Consider the following 15,668-nt stretch of genomic DNA (forward strand, 5'->3'; position numbering starts at 1 on the left):
TAATTCGTTTTTGCACCATCACGCTCTCGGACAGGTTTTACCGTGATCGGTAAATCGGCAAACCCGCCACAGCCTTGCTGCGGCGTGGTTTTAACGGCCTGGGAAGCCCGGCGGCATCATACCTTTCATGCCACGCATCATCTTCGCCATTCCGCCTTTTTTCATCTTTTTCATCATGCGCTGCATATCGTCGAATTGTTTTAACAACCGATTAACATCCTGCACCTGCATGCCGGAGCCCATCGCAATACGACGTTTGCGAGAACCCTTGATAATTTCCGGCTTGGCACGCTCTTTCAGCGTCATTGAGTTAATGATCGCCTCCATGCGTACCAGCACTTTGTCATCCATCTGCGATTTGACGTTGTCTGGCAGTTGGCCAGCGCCCGGCAGTTTGCTCAACATGCTGGCCATACCGCCCATATTACGCATCTGCTTAAGCTGGTCGAGGAAGTCGGTCAGATCGAAACCATCGCCCTTCTTCAGCTTGCTAGCCAGTTTTTCCGCTTGTGCGCGGTCAACCTTGCTCTCAATATCTTCGATCAGCGACAGCACGTCGCCCATGCCGAGAATACGTGAGGCTACGCGATCCGGATGGAATGGCTCCAGCGCGTCGGTTTTCTCACCCACACCGAGGAATTTGATCGGCTTGCCGGTAATGTGGCGAATAGACAACGCCGCACCGCCGCGCGCATCACCATCGACCTTGGTCAGCACGACGCCGGTCAACGGCAGCGCTTCGTTAAAGGCCTTGGCGGTGTTGGCCGCATCCTGGCCGGTCATGGCGTCGACCACAAACAGGGTTTCCACCGGCTTGATCGCCGCATGTACCTGTTTGATTTCGTCCATCATCGCTTCATCTACGTGCAGGCGGCCCGCGGTATCGACGATCAGTACGTCGTAGAACTTCAGCTTGGCCTGTTGCAGCGCACGGTTAACGATGTCGATCGGTTTTTCTTTCACGTCTGACGGGAAGAAGTCGATGCCGACACCTTCCGCCAGGGTTTCCAACTGCCGGATCGCCGCAGGGCGATACACGTCGGCAGAAACCACCAAGACTTTTTTCTTCTGCTTTTCTTTCAGGAATTTGCCGAGCTTGGCCACGCTGGTGGTTTTACCCGCACCTTGCAGGCCCGCCATCAGCACCACCGCCGGTGGCTGCGCCGCCAGGTTCAGCTCGGTGTTCACTTCGCCCATCGCGGCAATCAGCTCGCTCTTGACGATTTTGACGAATTCCTGGCCCGGCGTCAGGCTTTTGTTAACTTCATGCCCAACCGCGCTCTCTTTCACACGGTTGATGAAGTCACGCACGACCGGCAGCGCAACGTCCGCTTCCAGCAATGCCATACGCACTTCACGCAGGGTTTCTTTAATGTTCTCTTCGGTCAGCCGCCCGCGGCCGCTGATATTGCGCAGGGTGCGCGACAATCGATCGGTTAAATTTTCAAACATCGTCTCATGCTCAACGTAAGAGTCAGGCCGCAGTGGCGACACAATTGCGGCGATTATAACACGTTGCTACAACGATCTCTGCCTCAGCGTTGGAGATTGGTTGGAGTAGGGGCCGCTCAACGTTATACTGGCATTCCAATTAACCATGCCGATGCTAAATAACGCTATGCCAGTATTCTCTCTTGTGGCTTTGATGGCCTACCTGCTCAGCCTTGGACTGATCATTCCCAGTTTGTTGCGGAAGAATAGCGCATACCGTCGGCTGGCGCTGGTCTCGGCCGTAGTGGCGCTGGTCTGCCATGCCATTGCCCTCCAGCAGCGCATTTTTGACGTCAGCGCCGGGCAAAATCTCAGCCTGCTGAACATTGGCTCCATCGTTGGCCTGATTATCTGTTCGGTGATGACTTACGTCGCCTCCCGAGATCGCGGCTGGTTCCTGCTGCCGATCGTCTACAGCTTTGCGATGATCAACCTGGCGTTTGCCAGCTTTCTGCCTGGGGAATTTATTACCCATCTGGAAGCCAGCCCGGAACTGATGGTGCATATCGGCCTGGCGCTGTTCTCTTACTCCACTCTGATTATTGCCACGCTGTACGCCCTGCAACTCGCCTGGCTTGATTACCTGCTGAAACATAAGAAACTCAGTTTCAGTGCCGATATGCCGCCGCTGATGAGTATTGAGCGTAAGATGTTTCATATCACCCAGATCGGTGTGGTGTTGCTGACGCTGACGCTGTGTACCGGCCTGCTGTATATGGACAACCTGTTTAGCAAAGAGAACGTGCATAAGGCCGTGCTGTCCATCATGGCGTGGTTTGTTTATATCGTGCTGCTGTGGGGCCATTATCACGAGGGCTGGCGTGGCCGCCGCGTGGTCTGGTTCAGCTTTGCCGGCTCTTTTCTGCTTACCATGGCCTACTTCGGGAGCCGCCTGCTCCAGGAACTGATGATGGTGCGCTAAGTCTGGCCCGGCGCTCCATCGTCCGCCAAGGCACTCTTCTCCCCCAACATAAGGAATACCGCGTTGGAGCACGTTTCGACAGAGACCCTCATTTTCATTTTGGTGATTATGGTCGCGGTCTCCGCTTATTTTTCAGCATCCGAAACCGGCATGATGACGCTCAACCGCTATCGTCTGCGCCACCTGTCCAAACAGGGCAACCGTGCCGCACGCAGGGTAGAGAAGCTGCTGCAAAAACCTGACCGCCTGATTGGCCTGGTGCTGATTGGCAACAACCTGGTCAATATCCTGGCCTCTGCGCTGGGGACCATTGTCGGGATGCGCCTGTATGGCGATATTGGCGTGGCAATCGCCACCGGGGTGCTGACCTTTGTCGTACTGCTGTTCGCCGAAGTGTTACCCAAAACCTTTGCCGCTCTCTATCCTGAGCGAATTGCCTTCCCTAGCAGCTTCCTGCTGGCACCGCTGCAAAAAGTCATGTTCCCACTGGTGTGGCTGCTCAATGGCATTACTACCCTGGTGCTGCGGATTTTCGGCATCCGCACCAACGTACGTATCAGCGGCGCGTTGAGTAAAGAGGAGCTACGAACCATTGTGAACGAGTCCCAGTCAAAGATTTCACGCCGTAATCAGGACATGCTGATTTCTGTGCTGGATCTGGAGAAGGTGACGGTGGAAGACATCATGGTGCCGCGCAATGAGATCGTCGGGATTGATATCAACGACGACTGGAAGTCGATCATGCGCCAACTGACACACTCCCCACATGGCCGCATCGTGTTGTACCGCGATTCACTGGACGACTCCATCAGCATGCTGCGCGTACGCGAAGCCTACCGGCTGATGACCGAGAAAAAGGAGTTCAATAAAGAGAACCTGCTGCGGGCAGCCGATGAGATCTACTACGTGCCAGAGGGCACGCCACTCAACGTTCAACTGGTAAAATTCCAGCGTAACAAAGAGAAGGTCGGCATCGTGGTCGATGAGTATGGTGATATCCAGGGGCTGGTGACGGTTGAGGATATCCTCGAAGAAATCGTAGGCGACTTCACCACCTCAATGTCACCTACGCTGGCGGAGGAAGTCAATCCACAGAGCGATGGCTCGGTATTGATCGACGGCAGTGCCAACGTGCGTGAGCTTAATAAGGCCTTCAACTGGACGCTGCCAGCCACCGAGGCCAGAACCATCAACGGCATGCTGCTTGAAGAGCTGGAGGAGATCCCCAGCATCGGGACCAGGGTGCGCATCAGCCACTATGATATTGATATCCTCGACGTGCAGGACAATATGATCAAGCAGGTGCGCGTCACGCCGATTAAATCCTTACAGGCCAGCGTGCAGAACCACTAGATACAAGCCAAAGAAAAAGACGCTTTCGCGTCTTTTTTCACTGTATTTTTGCACCAAATCTAGATGTGCAGCTCTTGCAGCTTATCTTTCGGCAATGCCAGCTCTTCGTTATGGTTCACTACCACGCCGTGCTCAAGAATATGCTTGGCAATTTCCTGCGCCTCTTCCAGCGAGTGCATATGGTAAGTACCGCATTGGAACTCATTGAGTTCAGGGATCTTGCGCTGGTCAGTCACCTTCAGGACGTCCGCCATCGCGGCTTGCCAGGCATCGGCCACGCGCTGCTCTTCCGGTACGCCAATCAGGCTCATATAAAAGCCGGTACGGCAGCCCATTGGCGAGATATCGATGATCTCCACGCCGTTACCGTTCAGGTGGTCGCGCATGAAGCCAGCGAACAGGTGTTCCAAGGTATGGATCCCACGCTCTGGCATCACTTCCAGATTCGGGCGACAGAAACGCAGATCGAATACGGTGATGGTATCCCCATGGGGGGTTTGCATGGTTTTAGCAACGCGGACAGCCGGCGCCGCCATGCGAGTATGATCTACGGTAAAGCTATCCAGCAGTGGCATGTCATCACCTCTTGGTAAAATGAATTTATTTCGAAACTTTTTTCGTACCGATGAAACCTTTTCCAACCCTGCGGGTCTTAATCTATGAAAGACGCGCATTTGTTATCATCATCACTGTTTTCAGAGATGTGTATTTGGCCACAGTGATGTGGCCTTTTTCTTTTTCAGCCCCCGCCGTTTTCCTTCAGGAACTGTTCAAAGCTTAGCGTATCACTGGCTTCTATGTCGCGCTGGCGCTGCCACGAGGCTTGCTGCTCCTGAGCGAGTTGCTCTTCGGTCAGCAGTTCCAACGGCTCCGCAATCAGCATTTTGCGATATTTTTCCGCCAGTTCCAGGCCAACGTTACCGGTGCCTTGGGCTTTCATTTGCTTGAGGATACGGGCCGAGAACGTCAGCTCCGGATCGTCAAACGCCGCCACCAGTTGCTCACACACCTGCTGATATTGTCGATCGCCCGCTTCACTGTCCAACACTTCGGCCACGCGCTTCAGATCGCCAAACAACGCTTTGCCGACCTTATCCAACGGTTCACGAGTATCGTTACAGCCGATGCCAATGGTCTGGCCTGGCTTACGCCCTTCCAGGATCACCCGATTCCAGTTTTTACGAGTGCACAGCAACTCATCGCTGCTCATTTCTGGCGCATCCGCCAATACGCACCACACCAGGAACAGATCCAGGAAACGCGCCTGTACCGCATCCACACCGATTGGCGAGAATGGGTTGATGTCCAGCGAGCGCACCTCGATATATTCGATACCGCCGCGTAACAGCGCATCTGACGGTGTCTCACCGCTATGGGTGACGCGTTTTGGCCGGATCGGGGCATAGAGTTCGTTTTCTATCTGCAACACGTTGCTGTTAAGTTGCAGATAACGATCGCCCTCTTTCACTCCCAGCTTGGCATAGTCTTCTGAAGGCGTCGCAATAGCGCGTTTCAGACCTTGCACATAGGTTTGCAGATCGTTAAAGGTAATGCCCAGATTGCTCTGCGACTTATTGGTATAACCCAGATCGCTCAGGCGCAGCGAGGTGGCATAAGGCAAATAGCACATGCCCCGTTCATTGCGCTCAAACGGCAAATCGGTCTCCCGGCCTTTGAGGAACGAGGAACAGATGGCTGGCGATGCCCCGAACAGATATGGGATCACCCAACCAAAGCGGTAGTAGTTGCGGATCAGGCGGAAATATCCCGCAGAGATCTGCTCTTTGCCACTCTCTTCATCCTCAACGCCAGCCCACGCCTGCCAAAATTCCAGCGGCAGGGAGAAGTTGTAGTGCACCCCGGAAATGGTTTGCATCAACGCGCCGTAGCGGTTCTTCAACCCTTCCCGGTACAGCGTTTTCATCCGGCCAATGTTGGAGGTGCCAAATTGCGCCAGTTCGATATCCTGCTCGGCGTTGATAAAGCACGGCATGCTCAACGGCCACATGCGCTCATCACCCAGATTGCGCGCCACGTGACGATGGATATCGCGCAGGAACGTCAACAAGTGATCGAGGTCATCATCAACCGGTGTAATAAATTCTAACAGCGCCTCGGCAAAGTCCGTGGTGATCCAATGGTGCGTTAATGCCGCCCCCAGTTGTTCTGGATGACCCGTGCTGGCAAGCGTGCCATCCGCGGTTACCCGCAGTGTTTCACGCTCAATACCGCGCCGGATCCCTTTTAATGCATGAGGGTGGGCTTCCAACCAAGAAAGCGCCTGTGATACGTCCGGGATCAAATTGACCTCCCGCTTCTAAAAACGATAGCTGTAAGCATACTGAATCCGCTCCCTAGAGAATATTGAGTTATATTCACTTGGTTAATGCCACCAGGCGATACCCTGCAGCGTAATCATCGTCAAGATGATGTAACGCAACGCTTTTCCGATACACAGAAACAGCGTAACGGCGCCCCATGGCATGCGCAGCCAGCCTGCCAACACGCACAATAAATCGCCCACAACCGGCACCCAACTGAGCAACAGCGCAGCCGGGCCAAAGCGTTGTAACCAACCAAGAGCCGTTTCCAGCCCGCGTTGTGGTTTCAACGCCGGTAACAGGCGCCCGATAATGACGTTGGTCAACCCACCCAGGGTATTTCCCAACGTTGCAGCCAGCACCAGTAAACCTGGTGAAGCGCTGCTGTTGGTCAACAACGCAACCAACACGATCTCTGAATTGCCAGGCAACAGCGTCGCACTAAGGAAGCTGCTGCCAAACAGCGACATGACCGCCAGCGTACTACTCACAACGTGCGAACGTCCACCACGGCCATATTGGCGCTTCTGGCGGCCTGAATGCCGAAATCGGCATCTTCAAACACCACACAGTGCTCAGGAGGCACGCCGATCAACTCAGCACAGCGCAGGAAAGTATCCGGCTCCGGCTTGTGACGTTGAACATCATCCGCCCCGACGATGGCATCAAAGCAGTCGAACAGCCCTAAATGACGCAGTAACATCTCCGCCATCCGGTGCTCACTGCCCGTCCCTACCGCCATGGGACGACGGCCATGGTAAGACTTCACCACCTCAATCAGCGGTAACGGGCGCACCGTGTCTAATAGCATGCTTTCTACCGCACGGGTTTTCTCGGCGGCCAACTGATGAGGATCGAGATCGGCCTGATGTGCGGCAATCACCGCCTGAGCAATACGCCAGGTAGGTGAGCCGTTCAGCCCTGTCATGGCGGCCGCATCAAACTTCATTCCGTAACGTGCCAACACCTCGTGCCACGCCTTAAGGTGCGTTGGCTCGGTGTCCAGAATGGTACCGTCCATGTCGAAGATCAGACCCTGATAGCGATCGTACATCGTGACTCCATGACCATTGAGCAAAGAAAGCTACTTTAGCGTAAAGCCGAAAGGTTGTCGCTGCCAGAGCATGACGGAAAATGCGGTGTAGAAGAGAGCTTATAAGAAGCAAAGACGGAAGCTGGAAAGCAGAAAACGAAAAACCCGCCGAAGCGGGTTTCTCTATAATATGGTGCATCCAGGAGGATTATTCAGCGCAAGCGCTTCACCCGTTGGGCTGTTGCAGTGCAACATTATCCTCCCTATTGCTACCTTCCATATTGTATCTATCTACAAGTTAGCGCTCGCGATAGGTACATTATAATATGGTGCATCCAGGAGGATTCGAACCTCCGACCGCTCGGTTCGTAGCCGAGTACTCTATCCAGCTGAGCTATGGATGCAGTTTTATTTTTTTAGCGATGGGTTTCGTTCCGTGAAACTTCACTTGAAGAATGGTGCATCCAGGAGGATTCGAACCTCCGACCGCTCGGTTCGTAGCCGAGTACTCTATCCAGCTGAGCTATGGATGCACAGGAATTCTTTTTTGATACCGTATGGTATGTCGTTACTACCCCACCATACTGCAAAATATGGTGCATCCAGGAGGATTACTCAGCGTAACCGCTTCGCCCGCAGGGCCGTTGCTAAAGCAACGTTATCCCCCTTTGTGCTACCTTTCAGCTCGCATTCATCTGTGAGCTAAACACTCTCAGACAAACACTTAGTAATATGGTGCATCCAGGAGGATTCGAACCTCCGACCGCTCGGTTCGTAGCCGAGTACTCTATCCAGCTGAGCTATGGATGCAAATGGCGGTGAGGCGGGGATTCGAACCCCGGATGCAGCTTTTGACCGCATACTCCCTTAGCAGGGGAGCGCCTTCAGCCTCTCGGCCACCTCACCAGTACGCTTCTTGCGAATCGTGCCTAACTTGCTTTAAAGAAGCTCATCGGCACTGCGTGGCGCACATATTACTTTCGTGGGTTTATAAGTCAAACAATTTTTCCCAACTCTTGCGCGTTTGCACAAATCACAGGCAACATGAGTGATTTCACGGCAAAAAGAGTGCTTTATCAACAAGAAAATGCCGTGTTACCGCGGATAAGAGTTTGATCGCAGGAGAAAGATTATTGTCAAAAAAGTGGGGGCAGATAACGATAAGTGTGAAAAGGAGGGGGAAAGCGGGTCAGTAAAAGCAAGAAGCGTCTCGTTATAGAACGAGACGCTACTTAGAAATCAGTAAGTCGTCTGTTGAGACTTCTCGGCCTGGATGCGCTGGTAGATTTCTTCGCGGTGAACAGACACCTCTTTGGGGGCATTCACACCAATACGAACTTGGTTGCCTTTAACCCCTAGCACTGTGACCGTAACCTCATCGCCAATCATGAGGGTTTCACCAACTCGACGAGTCAGAATTAACATTCTTTGCTCCTTGAAAGATTAAAAGAGTCGGGTCTCTCAGTTTCCCCGCCATTATCCATTATATGCAGTGAAAACGTAAGTCAAGAACCCACAATAAATGTAAGCAGACTTGGTGTCACTCCAGATTAAGAATAAGTTTAGCCGACCTGGAAAACTTTGTTCCCGCAATTGTCACTACATTGTGTTAGCACAGTCTAAAAACGCCATAAGCCACAGTGGCTTACGGCGTCAGTAACGCGCCTATTTATTTATATTCACAGTTTCGCGGCCACCCAGGCCTCTACGCTGTTTAATGCCGCTGGCAAGGCGTTGGCATCACTGCCCCCAGCCATTGCCATATCAGGGCGTCCACCGCCCTTACCGCCAACCTGCTGTGCGATGTTGCCGATCAGCTCGCCGGCCTTAACCCGGTCGGTCAGATCTTTGGTAACACCCGCAATCAGGCTGACTTTGCCTTCTTCCACCGTGGCTAACACGATGATCGCAGAACCCAGCTGATTTTTAAGATCGTCAACCATGGTACGCAGGATCTTCGGCTCAACGTTATCCAACTGGCTGACCAGCAGCTTCACGCCATTGACCAGCGTAGCCTTACTCGACAACGAAGCGCTTTCCTGTGCAGCTTGCTGATCTTTCAGCTGTTGCAGTTCTTTTTCCAGCGCACGAGTGCGATCGAGCACCGCACGCACCTTATCACTGAGGTTATTGCTGTCACCCTTCACCAAGTGAGCAACATCTTGTAACAGGTCACTTTGCTGATGCAAGGTCGCTATCGCCCCTTCACCCGTTACAGCTTCAATACGGCGGATACCGGCTGCTGTACCAGATTCACTCTGGATGCGGAACAGGCCGATGTCACCGGTACGGTTGGCATGCGTACCGCCACACAGTTCGGTAGAGAAATCGCCCATGGTCAGCACACGCACGTGATCATCGTACTTCTCGCCAAACAGCGCCATCGCGCCTTTCTCTTTGGCATCGTCCAACGCCATCACTTCGGTCTGCACCGACAGGTTACGACGGATCTGCTGGTTAACCAAATCTTCTACCGCGCGGATTTGTTCTGGCTTCATCGCTTCGGAGTGTGAGAAGTCAAAACGCAGGTACTTGTCGTTAACCAACGAGCCTTTTTGCGCTACGTGCTCACCCAGGATCTGGCGCAAAGCCGCATGCAACAGGTGAGTAGCGGAGTGGTTCAGGCGGATACGGTTACGGCGTTCGCTGTCGATCACTGCATCAACGCGGTCATTCAGCTTCAGCGAGCCGCTAGCCAGCTTACCCAGATGACCGATAGCCTGGCCATATTTCTGCGCATCGCTCACGACGAATTCGCTGCCAGCCGTTTTCAGCACGCCTTTATCGCCGACCTGACCACCCGATTCGCCATAGAATGGCGTTTCGTCCAGCACCACCACGGCTTCTTCACCCGCATGGATCTCAGCCACTGGCTGACCATCACGGAACAGTGCGGTAACTTTCGCCTGTTGCTCTTCGCGATCGTAACCATTGAACTGGCTTGCGCCGTCAACACGGATCAGACTGTTGTAGTCCGCGCCAAAACCGCTGGACTCACGCGCACGGCGGCGTTGAGCCTCCATCGCCAGCTCAAAGCCTTGCTCATCAACCTTAAGGCCACGCTCACGGCAGACGTCGGCGGTCAGATCCACTGGGAAACCGTAGGTATCATACAAACGGAATGCCGTTTCGCCATCCAGGGTATCGCCCTGCAGCTTGGCCAGTTCGTCGTCCAGCAGCGCCAAACCGCGCTCCAGCGTACGGGCAAACTGTTCTTCTTCGGATTTCAGTACCTGCTCAACCTGAGCCTGCTGGCGTTTCAGCTCGTCAGCAGCCGGGCCCATCACTTCGATCAACGGAGCAACCAGCTTATAGAAGAAGGTATCCTTCGCGCCCAACATGTTGCCATGACGGATCGCGCGGCGAATGATACGGCGCAGCACGTAGCCACGGTTTTCATTCGACGGGATCACGCCATCGGCGATCAGGAAGGCACAAGAACGGATATGGTCCGCAATCACGCGCAGCGACTTGTTACCCATATCGGTTGCGCCGGTCAGTTTAGCGACGGCGGCAATCAGGGTGGTGAACAGATCGATTTCGTAGTTGGAATTGACATGTTGCAGCACCGCAGCGATACGCTCGAGGCCCATACCGGTATCCACCGAAGGCTTCGGTAACGGCAGCATGGTGCCATCAGACTGACGGTTGAACTGCATGAACACGATGTTCCAGATCTCGATATAGCGATCGCCATCTTCTTCCGGGCTACCCGGAGGGCCACCCCAGATATGATCGCCGTGGTCGAAGAAGATCTCGGTGCACGGGCCGCATGGGCCGGTGTCGCCCATCTGCCAGAAGTTATCGGAAGCAAAGGCCGCACCTTTGTTATCGCCGATGCGGATGATACGTTCCGCAGGCACGCCAATCTGCTTCTGCCAGATGTCGAAGGCTTCATCATCGGTCTCATAGACGGTGACCCACAGCTTTTCTTTCGGCAGGTTGAACCAGTTTTCACCGGTCAGCAGTTCCCACGCGTAGCTGATGGCATCGTGCTTGAAATAGTCACCGAAGCTGAAGTTGCCCAACATTTCAAAGAAAGTATGGTGACGGGCGGTATAGCCGACGTTTTCCAGATCGTTGTGCTTGCCACCGGCACGCACGCAACGCTGTGAAGTGGTGGCACGCGAGTAGGCGCGCTTGTCCAGCCCCAGGAAAACGTCTTTAAATTGGTTCATGCCGGCATTGGTAAACAGCAATGTCGGATCATTGTTAGGTACCAGGGAGCTGCTTGCTACAACCTGGTGGCCTTTACTATGAAAGAAATCGAGAAACGCTTGACGGATCTCAGCGGTGCTCTTGCTCATAATTTTCCCGGAAAGACTAGAATAACGATGCGTGAAAGAGGCTCGACATCCTGACGATATCCTCTGGCTCACGAACTAAATGTGGGGATAAGATAAATTTTCTTCGGGGGGAAGTAAAACGCCGTGTGCATTCATTGCTCAAAATCACGGTAAATCGACTGAATTTCCTCCTGGAAGAAGCCACGATAGAGCAGATAGCGCAGCACCTTGGCCTTCTCTTTCCATTCTACCGGTAACGGATCGCCAAATTTGCGCAGCGCGATCTCCCTGGCTTGCTCACACCAGTCAATTTCGCATTCCGCCAATGCGTCCTGCACTATCTCTTTATCCACACCCTTTTGCATCAGTTCTGAGCGAATGCGTTGCGCGCCATATCCCTTGCGGCTGCGGCTGGCGATAAAGCTATTGGCAAAACGCCGATCGTCCAGCCAGTTATGCTGGTAGCAATAGCTAATTACCTGTTCAATGATTGCGGGATCGACGGGCTCTTCGGGGGGGGCTGTAGGGGATTTGCTACCGAATCTGGCGTTCGCCATAAATGGCTGCGCCGCAAGTTTGCGGCGCAGTTCGGCTTCACTATGATCGCGTTGGGACAATAACCGCATCGCACGGCTAATCAACGTATTTTGCTGATTACCAGCAGATTGGGAACCTACGTCATTCATATCTGCAAGCCTTGGTGATCGGTCTACGCCCTAACGGGCGTATACCCACCGGCAAAGATTAAAACTCTTCGCTGGTTTCTGCTTCGTTATCATCGGCCTGCTCGGCGCTGGCAGCAACTGCTTCACCATTGCTGTGCAGCAACAGGTCGCGCAGTTTTTTGTCCAGTTCCGCAGCAATGGCCGGGTTTTCTTTCAGGAAGTTACAGGCATTGGACTTACCCTGACCGATCTTCTCACCATTGTAGCTATACCAGGCACCGGCCTTCTCGATCATCTTGTGCTTCACGCCCAGATCGACCAGTTCGCCACGGCTGTTGATCCCTTCGCCATACAGGATCTGGAACTCTGCCTGTTTGAACGGCGCAGCGATTTTGTTCTTCACCACTTTCACGCGGGTTTCGCTGCCGATCACTTCATCACCTTCTTTGATCGCACCGATACGGCGGATATCCAGACGGACAGAAGCGTAGAACTTCAGGGCGTTACCCCCGGTGGTGGTTTCCGGGTTACCGAACATCACGCCAATTTTCATACGGATCTGGTTGATGAAGATCAGCAAGGTGTTGGCGTTCTTCAGGTTACCGGCCAATTTACGCATGGCCTGGCTCATCATACGTGCCGCCAGCCCCATATGTGAGTCACCGATTTCGCCTTCAATTTCCGCTTTCGGCGTCAGCGCCGCTACGGAGTCGACGATGATGACGTCAACCGCGCCGGAACGGGTCAGCGCATCACAGATTTCCAGCGCCTGCTCACCGGTATCCGGCTGAGAACACAGCAGGTTATCGATATCCACGCCCAGTTTCTTGGCGTAGATAGGATCCAGCGCATGCTCGGCATCGATAAACGCACAGGTTTTACCTTCGCGCTGCGCAGCGGCAATAACTTGCAGAGTCAGGGTGGTTTTACCGGAGGATTCCGGGCCATAAATCTCGACGATACGGCCCATTGGCAAGCCACCTGCACCCAGTGCAATATCGAGTGACAGCGAGCCGGTGGAGATCGTTTCTACGTCCATGGAGCGGTCTTCACCCAGACGCATGATGGAGCCTTTGCCGAACTGTTTCTCAATCTGGCCCAGTGCCGCAGCTAACGCCTTTTGCTTGTTCTCATCAATAGCCATTTTTGCTCCTTCGTTGCGCAATGTCAGAGTGACTCACATTGCCGCTGAATGTATGTTGTGCAGGAAATTGTCGCTAATTATACTGTATAGTCATACAGTATCAAGCCTAATTTTACAAAAATTCATCAAGCGCCGTTTGCAGCGCAAAAAGGGTTGCCTGCAGACGCACCGCGTCACGATCGCCGGTAAATTGCATTTTGCGTGCCAGCACCCGGCCGGAACGTTCGGCAAAACCAAACCAGACGGTGCCCACCGGTTTTTCCACACTGCCACCGTCTGGGCCGGCAATGCCGCTGACCGAAAGCGCCAGATCGGCCTTGGCCGCATGCATCGCGCCCTGCGCCATCTCACGCACCACTTCCTCACTGACCGCGCCATGAGCCTGCAGGGTCGCTTCCGCCACCCCTAGCAGTTCGTGCTTTGCCGCGTTGCTGTAAGTGACAAAGCCGCGATCGAAATAGGCCGAGCTGCCAGCAATATCGGTAATTGTCTTGGCAATACCACCGCCCGTACAGGACTCTGCGCAGCTGATCCAACGCCCACTGTCCTTTAGCCTTTGTCCGACGGCAATACTGAGCTCACGCAACCGTTTCTCACTCATGGCCTCTCCTTTTAATCAATCAAGGTATATGCGCCTGATGGTAGCATTTATCAAGCCTCTGCGGCATTTTACCGGCCGAAATGCCAAGCGCTTCGCAGTGCTGCGGTTTTAAGCCGTTGTACTAACTGCTAGTATCGGGGATACGTCCAGCTTGTTGCGGCAAACCCATTTGCCTCAATCTTCGACTAAAACAGGAAGGCCGAGTGAAAAAAACGTTAGGTGTATTCTTTCCGCTGTATACCACCACCCTGCTGATGCTGCTGGGTTCAGGGTTACTGACCACCTACATTTCCCTGCGGTTAACCTCCATCAACGTCAGTGGCGCCCTGATCGGGGCCATTATCGCCGCCAACTACATCGGCCTGGTGATCGGTGGCAAGGTCGGCCACTTTCTGATTGCCCGCGTAGGGCATATCCGCGCCTATGTCTCCTGCGCCGGGATCATTACCGCAGCGGTGCTGGGCCACGGCCTGACGGAATACATCCCGGTTTGGGTGGTACTGAGGCTGATTATCGGCCTATGTATGATGTGCCAGTACATGGTGCTGGAGAGCTGGCTGAACGATCAGTCCGAATCCAATCAGCGCGGCATGGTATTCGGCTTTTATATGGCGGCCTCTTATCTTGGCATGTCGCTGGGGCAGATCGTATTGATGCTGCAAGCCAACCTTGGCATCAGCACACTGCTGCTCATCGCGCTGTGTTTTTCCCTTTGCCTGGTGCCGATTGCTCTGACAACCCGCACCAATGCCCGACATATGTCGCCCGCCCCCATGGAGCTGCGCTATTTTGTGCACGCCATCCCTAAAGTGTTGGCCACCACGCTGGTGATCGGCATGGTGGTAGGTTCCTTCTACGGGCTGGCGCCGGTATATGCCAGCCAGCAGGCATTAACCACTCAGCAAACCGGTCTGTTTATGGCGATTGCTATCTTTGCCGGGCTGGTGGCGCAGTTTCCGCTGAGCTGGCTGTCAGACCGTTACAACCGTACGCTGCTGATGCGGGTTAACGCACTACTGCTGGTGATTGCCGCCTTGCCACTCGCCCTATTGCCCCATATCGATTTCCCGGTGTTACTGATCGTCGGCTTCATGGTCAGCATGTTGCAGTTCACCCTGTATCCGCTGGCGGTAGCGCTGGCCAACGACATGATTGAGCCAGAACGCCGCGTTTCCCTGGCTGCCTGCTTGCTCATGGCGTTTGGCGTGGGGGCCAGCATCGGGCCGCTGGCCGTCGGTGCGTTGATCCAGCCTTTGGGTGGGAACATCCTGTACGTGTTTTTCGCGCTGTGTGGTCTGTTGATTATGGCATGCAGCAGAACGGTCAAACAGGATGAGTCTCAGTTTGTACAGGATGCGCCAGTGCCCCATATCGCCATGCCAGACAGCCTCTCCAGTTCCCCCCTTTCCCCGGCATTAAACCCGACGTTCGATGAGCAGACCATTCAAGATACGATGCCCGCGCCGGAGGCCGCTCCCGATCCACTAGCAGAAGCTCCATTGACTGAATCGCTCACGGAAGAAGAGCCTGCCCATCCTCAAGGTGCGGATCCTGAAGAAGACACCGGGCTGAAAAAAGCCTACACCATGCTATAGGTCAGCCAGGCGTGGTCCTCCACGCCTCACCCCCACAAATATAAAGGTTTTCTTATGTCACCCCATAAAATCAGTAGCATAACTTATAAATAAACAATCTTTACTTCACAGTTTCAAAAAATACTCCTTTATTGCCCCGCAGATAAGCGCCATTAAAACCCTCAATAACCGTTAGTTTTGTCATGTAATGGTATTATTTATCCCTCTCGGTAGCACCAACTTTAAAATAAGTACAACCCTCGAAACAAAAAAGTTAA

At 53.8% G+C, this 15,668-nt stretch carries 13 protein-coding genes and 4 tRNA genes; 3 read left to right on the forward strand and 14 right to left on the reverse strand.

Annotated features, from left to right (window positions below; translation table 11 throughout):
- Positions 1 to 90 precede the first annotated feature (90 nt).
- Positions 91 to 1,452 carry a signal recognition particle protein gene (gene ffh, locus ACKWMY_RS24395; RefSeq protein WP_021182183.1) on the reverse strand — a complete coding sequence of 454 codons (1,362 nt, stop codon included), beginning with the start codon at positions 1,450 to 1,452 and terminating at the stop codon, positions 91 to 93.
- Between the two features lie 166 nt (positions 1,453 to 1,618).
- Here ffh and ACKWMY_RS24400 point away from each other — a divergent pair, with 166 nt between their 5' ends.
- Positions 1,619 to 2,413: an inner membrane protein YpjD gene (locus tag ACKWMY_RS24400; protein ID WP_024530732.1), complete on the forward strand. Its 795-nt coding sequence runs from the start codon at positions 1,619 to 1,621 to the stop codon at positions 2,411 to 2,413.
- A 63-nt stretch (positions 2,414 to 2,476) separates the two neighbouring features.
- On the forward strand, positions 2,477 to 3,766 hold the full coding sequence (locus ACKWMY_RS24405; protein WP_024485181.1) for an HlyC/CorC family transporter: 1,290 nt from the start codon (positions 2,477 to 2,479) through the stop codon (positions 3,764 to 3,766).
- Positions 3,767 to 3,825: 59 nt separating this feature from the next.
- Here the strand turns inward: ACKWMY_RS24405 and luxS are convergent, their stop codons facing one another.
- The 13 genes from luxS to pncC form a co-directional block, all read right to left on the reverse strand.
- A complete protein-coding gene (luxS, locus tag ACKWMY_RS24410; protein ID WP_021182180.1) occupies positions 3,826 to 4,341 on the reverse strand; it encodes an S-ribosylhomocysteine lyase in 516 nt (171 codons plus the stop codon).
- 164 nt (positions 4,342 to 4,505) lie between these two features.
- Entirely contained in the window at positions 4,506 to 6,068 is a 1,563-nt protein-coding gene (gene gshA, locus ACKWMY_RS24415; protein ID WP_024530731.1) for a glutamate--cysteine ligase, read from the reverse strand.
- A gap of 81 nt (positions 6,069 to 6,149) precedes the next feature.
- Positions 6,150 to 6,578, reverse strand: a complete 429-nt coding sequence (locus tag ACKWMY_RS24420; RefSeq protein ID WP_024530730.1) for a YqaA family protein — start codon at positions 6,576 to 6,578, stop codon at positions 6,150 to 6,152.
- Positions 6,575 to 7,141 (reverse strand): fructose-1-phosphate/6-phosphogluconate phosphatase, encoded by a 567-nt coding sequence (yqaB, locus tag ACKWMY_RS24425; protein ID WP_024485178.1) that lies wholly within the window; start codon positions 7,139 to 7,141, stop codon positions 6,575 to 6,577. Before yqaB ends, ACKWMY_RS24420 begins: the two co-directional genes overlap by 4 nt.
- 306 nt (positions 7,142 to 7,447) lie before the next feature.
- A tRNA-Arg gene (locus ACKWMY_RS24430) sits at positions 7,448 to 7,524 on the reverse strand.
- Positions 7,525 to 7,576: 52 nt separating this feature from the next.
- Positions 7,577 to 7,653: transfer RNA gene (locus tag ACKWMY_RS24435), tRNA-Arg, on the reverse strand.
- A 200-nt stretch (positions 7,654 to 7,853) separates the two neighbouring features.
- Positions 7,854 to 7,930, reverse strand: a tRNA-Arg gene (locus tag ACKWMY_RS24440).
- A 3-nt stretch (positions 7,931 to 7,933) separates the two neighbouring features.
- Positions 7,934 to 8,026: transfer RNA gene (locus ACKWMY_RS24445), tRNA-Ser, on the reverse strand.
- A 333-nt stretch (positions 8,027 to 8,359) separates the two neighbouring features.
- Entirely contained in the window at positions 8,360 to 8,545 is a 186-nt protein-coding gene (gene csrA, locus ACKWMY_RS24450; protein WP_004091602.1) for a carbon storage regulator CsrA, read from the reverse strand.
- Between the two features lie 254 nt (positions 8,546 to 8,799).
- Positions 8,800 to 11,427 (reverse strand): alanine--tRNA ligase, encoded by a 2,628-nt coding sequence (alaS, locus tag ACKWMY_RS24455; protein ID WP_074032101.1) that lies wholly within the window; start codon positions 11,425 to 11,427, stop codon positions 8,800 to 8,802.
- A gap of 131 nt (positions 11,428 to 11,558) precedes the next feature.
- On the reverse strand, positions 11,559 to 12,092 hold the full coding sequence (gene recX, locus ACKWMY_RS24460; RefSeq protein ID WP_409487213.1) for a recombination regulator RecX: 534 nt from the start codon (positions 12,090 to 12,092) through the stop codon (positions 11,559 to 11,561).
- Between the two features lie 58 nt (positions 12,093 to 12,150).
- On the reverse strand, positions 12,151 to 13,215 hold the full coding sequence (gene recA, locus ACKWMY_RS24465; RefSeq protein ID WP_024530727.1) for a recombinase RecA: 1,065 nt from the start codon (positions 13,213 to 13,215) through the stop codon (positions 12,151 to 12,153).
- Positions 13,216 to 13,327: 112 nt separating this feature from the next.
- Positions 13,328 to 13,816 carry a nicotinamide-nucleotide amidase gene (gene pncC, locus ACKWMY_RS24470; protein WP_199062785.1) on the reverse strand — a complete coding sequence of 163 codons (489 nt, stop codon included), beginning with the start codon at positions 13,814 to 13,816 and terminating at the stop codon, positions 13,328 to 13,330.
- A 203-nt stretch (positions 13,817 to 14,019) separates the two neighbouring features.
- Between pncC and ACKWMY_RS24475 the strand changes: the two genes are divergently transcribed.
- Positions 14,020 to 15,411, forward strand: coding sequence for an MFS transporter (locus tag ACKWMY_RS24475; RefSeq protein WP_074032097.1), 1,392 nt, complete (start codon positions 14,020 to 14,022; stop codon positions 15,409 to 15,411).
- The last annotated feature ends 257 nt before the right edge of the window (positions 15,412 to 15,668 follow it).

It is taken from the genome of Serratia sp. J2, from assembly GCF_046269175.1.
GTDB lineage: Bacteria > Pseudomonadota > Gammaproteobacteria > Enterobacterales > Enterobacteriaceae > Chania > Chania fonticola_C.

Coding starts and splice junctions, on each gene's coding strand:
- ffh (WP_021182183.1), bottom strand. CDS start 1,452: ATGTTTGAAAATTTAACCGATCGATTGTCGCGCACCCTGCGCAATATC.
- ACKWMY_RS24400 (WP_024530732.1), top strand. CDS start 1,619: ATGCCAGTATTCTCTCTTGTGGCTTTGATGGCCTACCTGCTCAGCCTT.
- luxS (WP_021182180.1), bottom strand. CDS start 4,341: ATGCCACTGCTGGATAGCTTTACCGTAGATCATACTCGCATGGCGGCG.
- yqaB (WP_024485178.1), bottom strand. CDS start 7,141: ATGTACGATCGCTATCAGGGTCTGATCTTCGACATGGACGGTACCATT.
- csrA (WP_004091602.1), bottom strand. CDS start 8,545: ATGTTAATTCTGACTCGTCGAGTTGGTGAAACCCTCATGATTGGCGAT.
- alaS (WP_074032101.1), bottom strand. CDS start 11,427: ATGAGCAAGAGCACCGCTGAGATCCGTCAAGCGTTTCTCGATTTCTTT.
- recX (WP_409487213.1), bottom strand. CDS start 12,092: ATGAATGACGTAGGTTCCCAATCTGCTGGTAATCAGCAAAATACGTTG.
- recA (WP_024530727.1), bottom strand. CDS start 13,215: ATGGCTATTGATGAGAACAAGCAAAAGGCGTTAGCTGCGGCACTGGGC.
- pncC (WP_199062785.1), bottom strand. CDS start 13,816: ATGAGTGAGAAACGGTTGCGTGAGCTCAGTATTGCCGTCGGACAAAGG.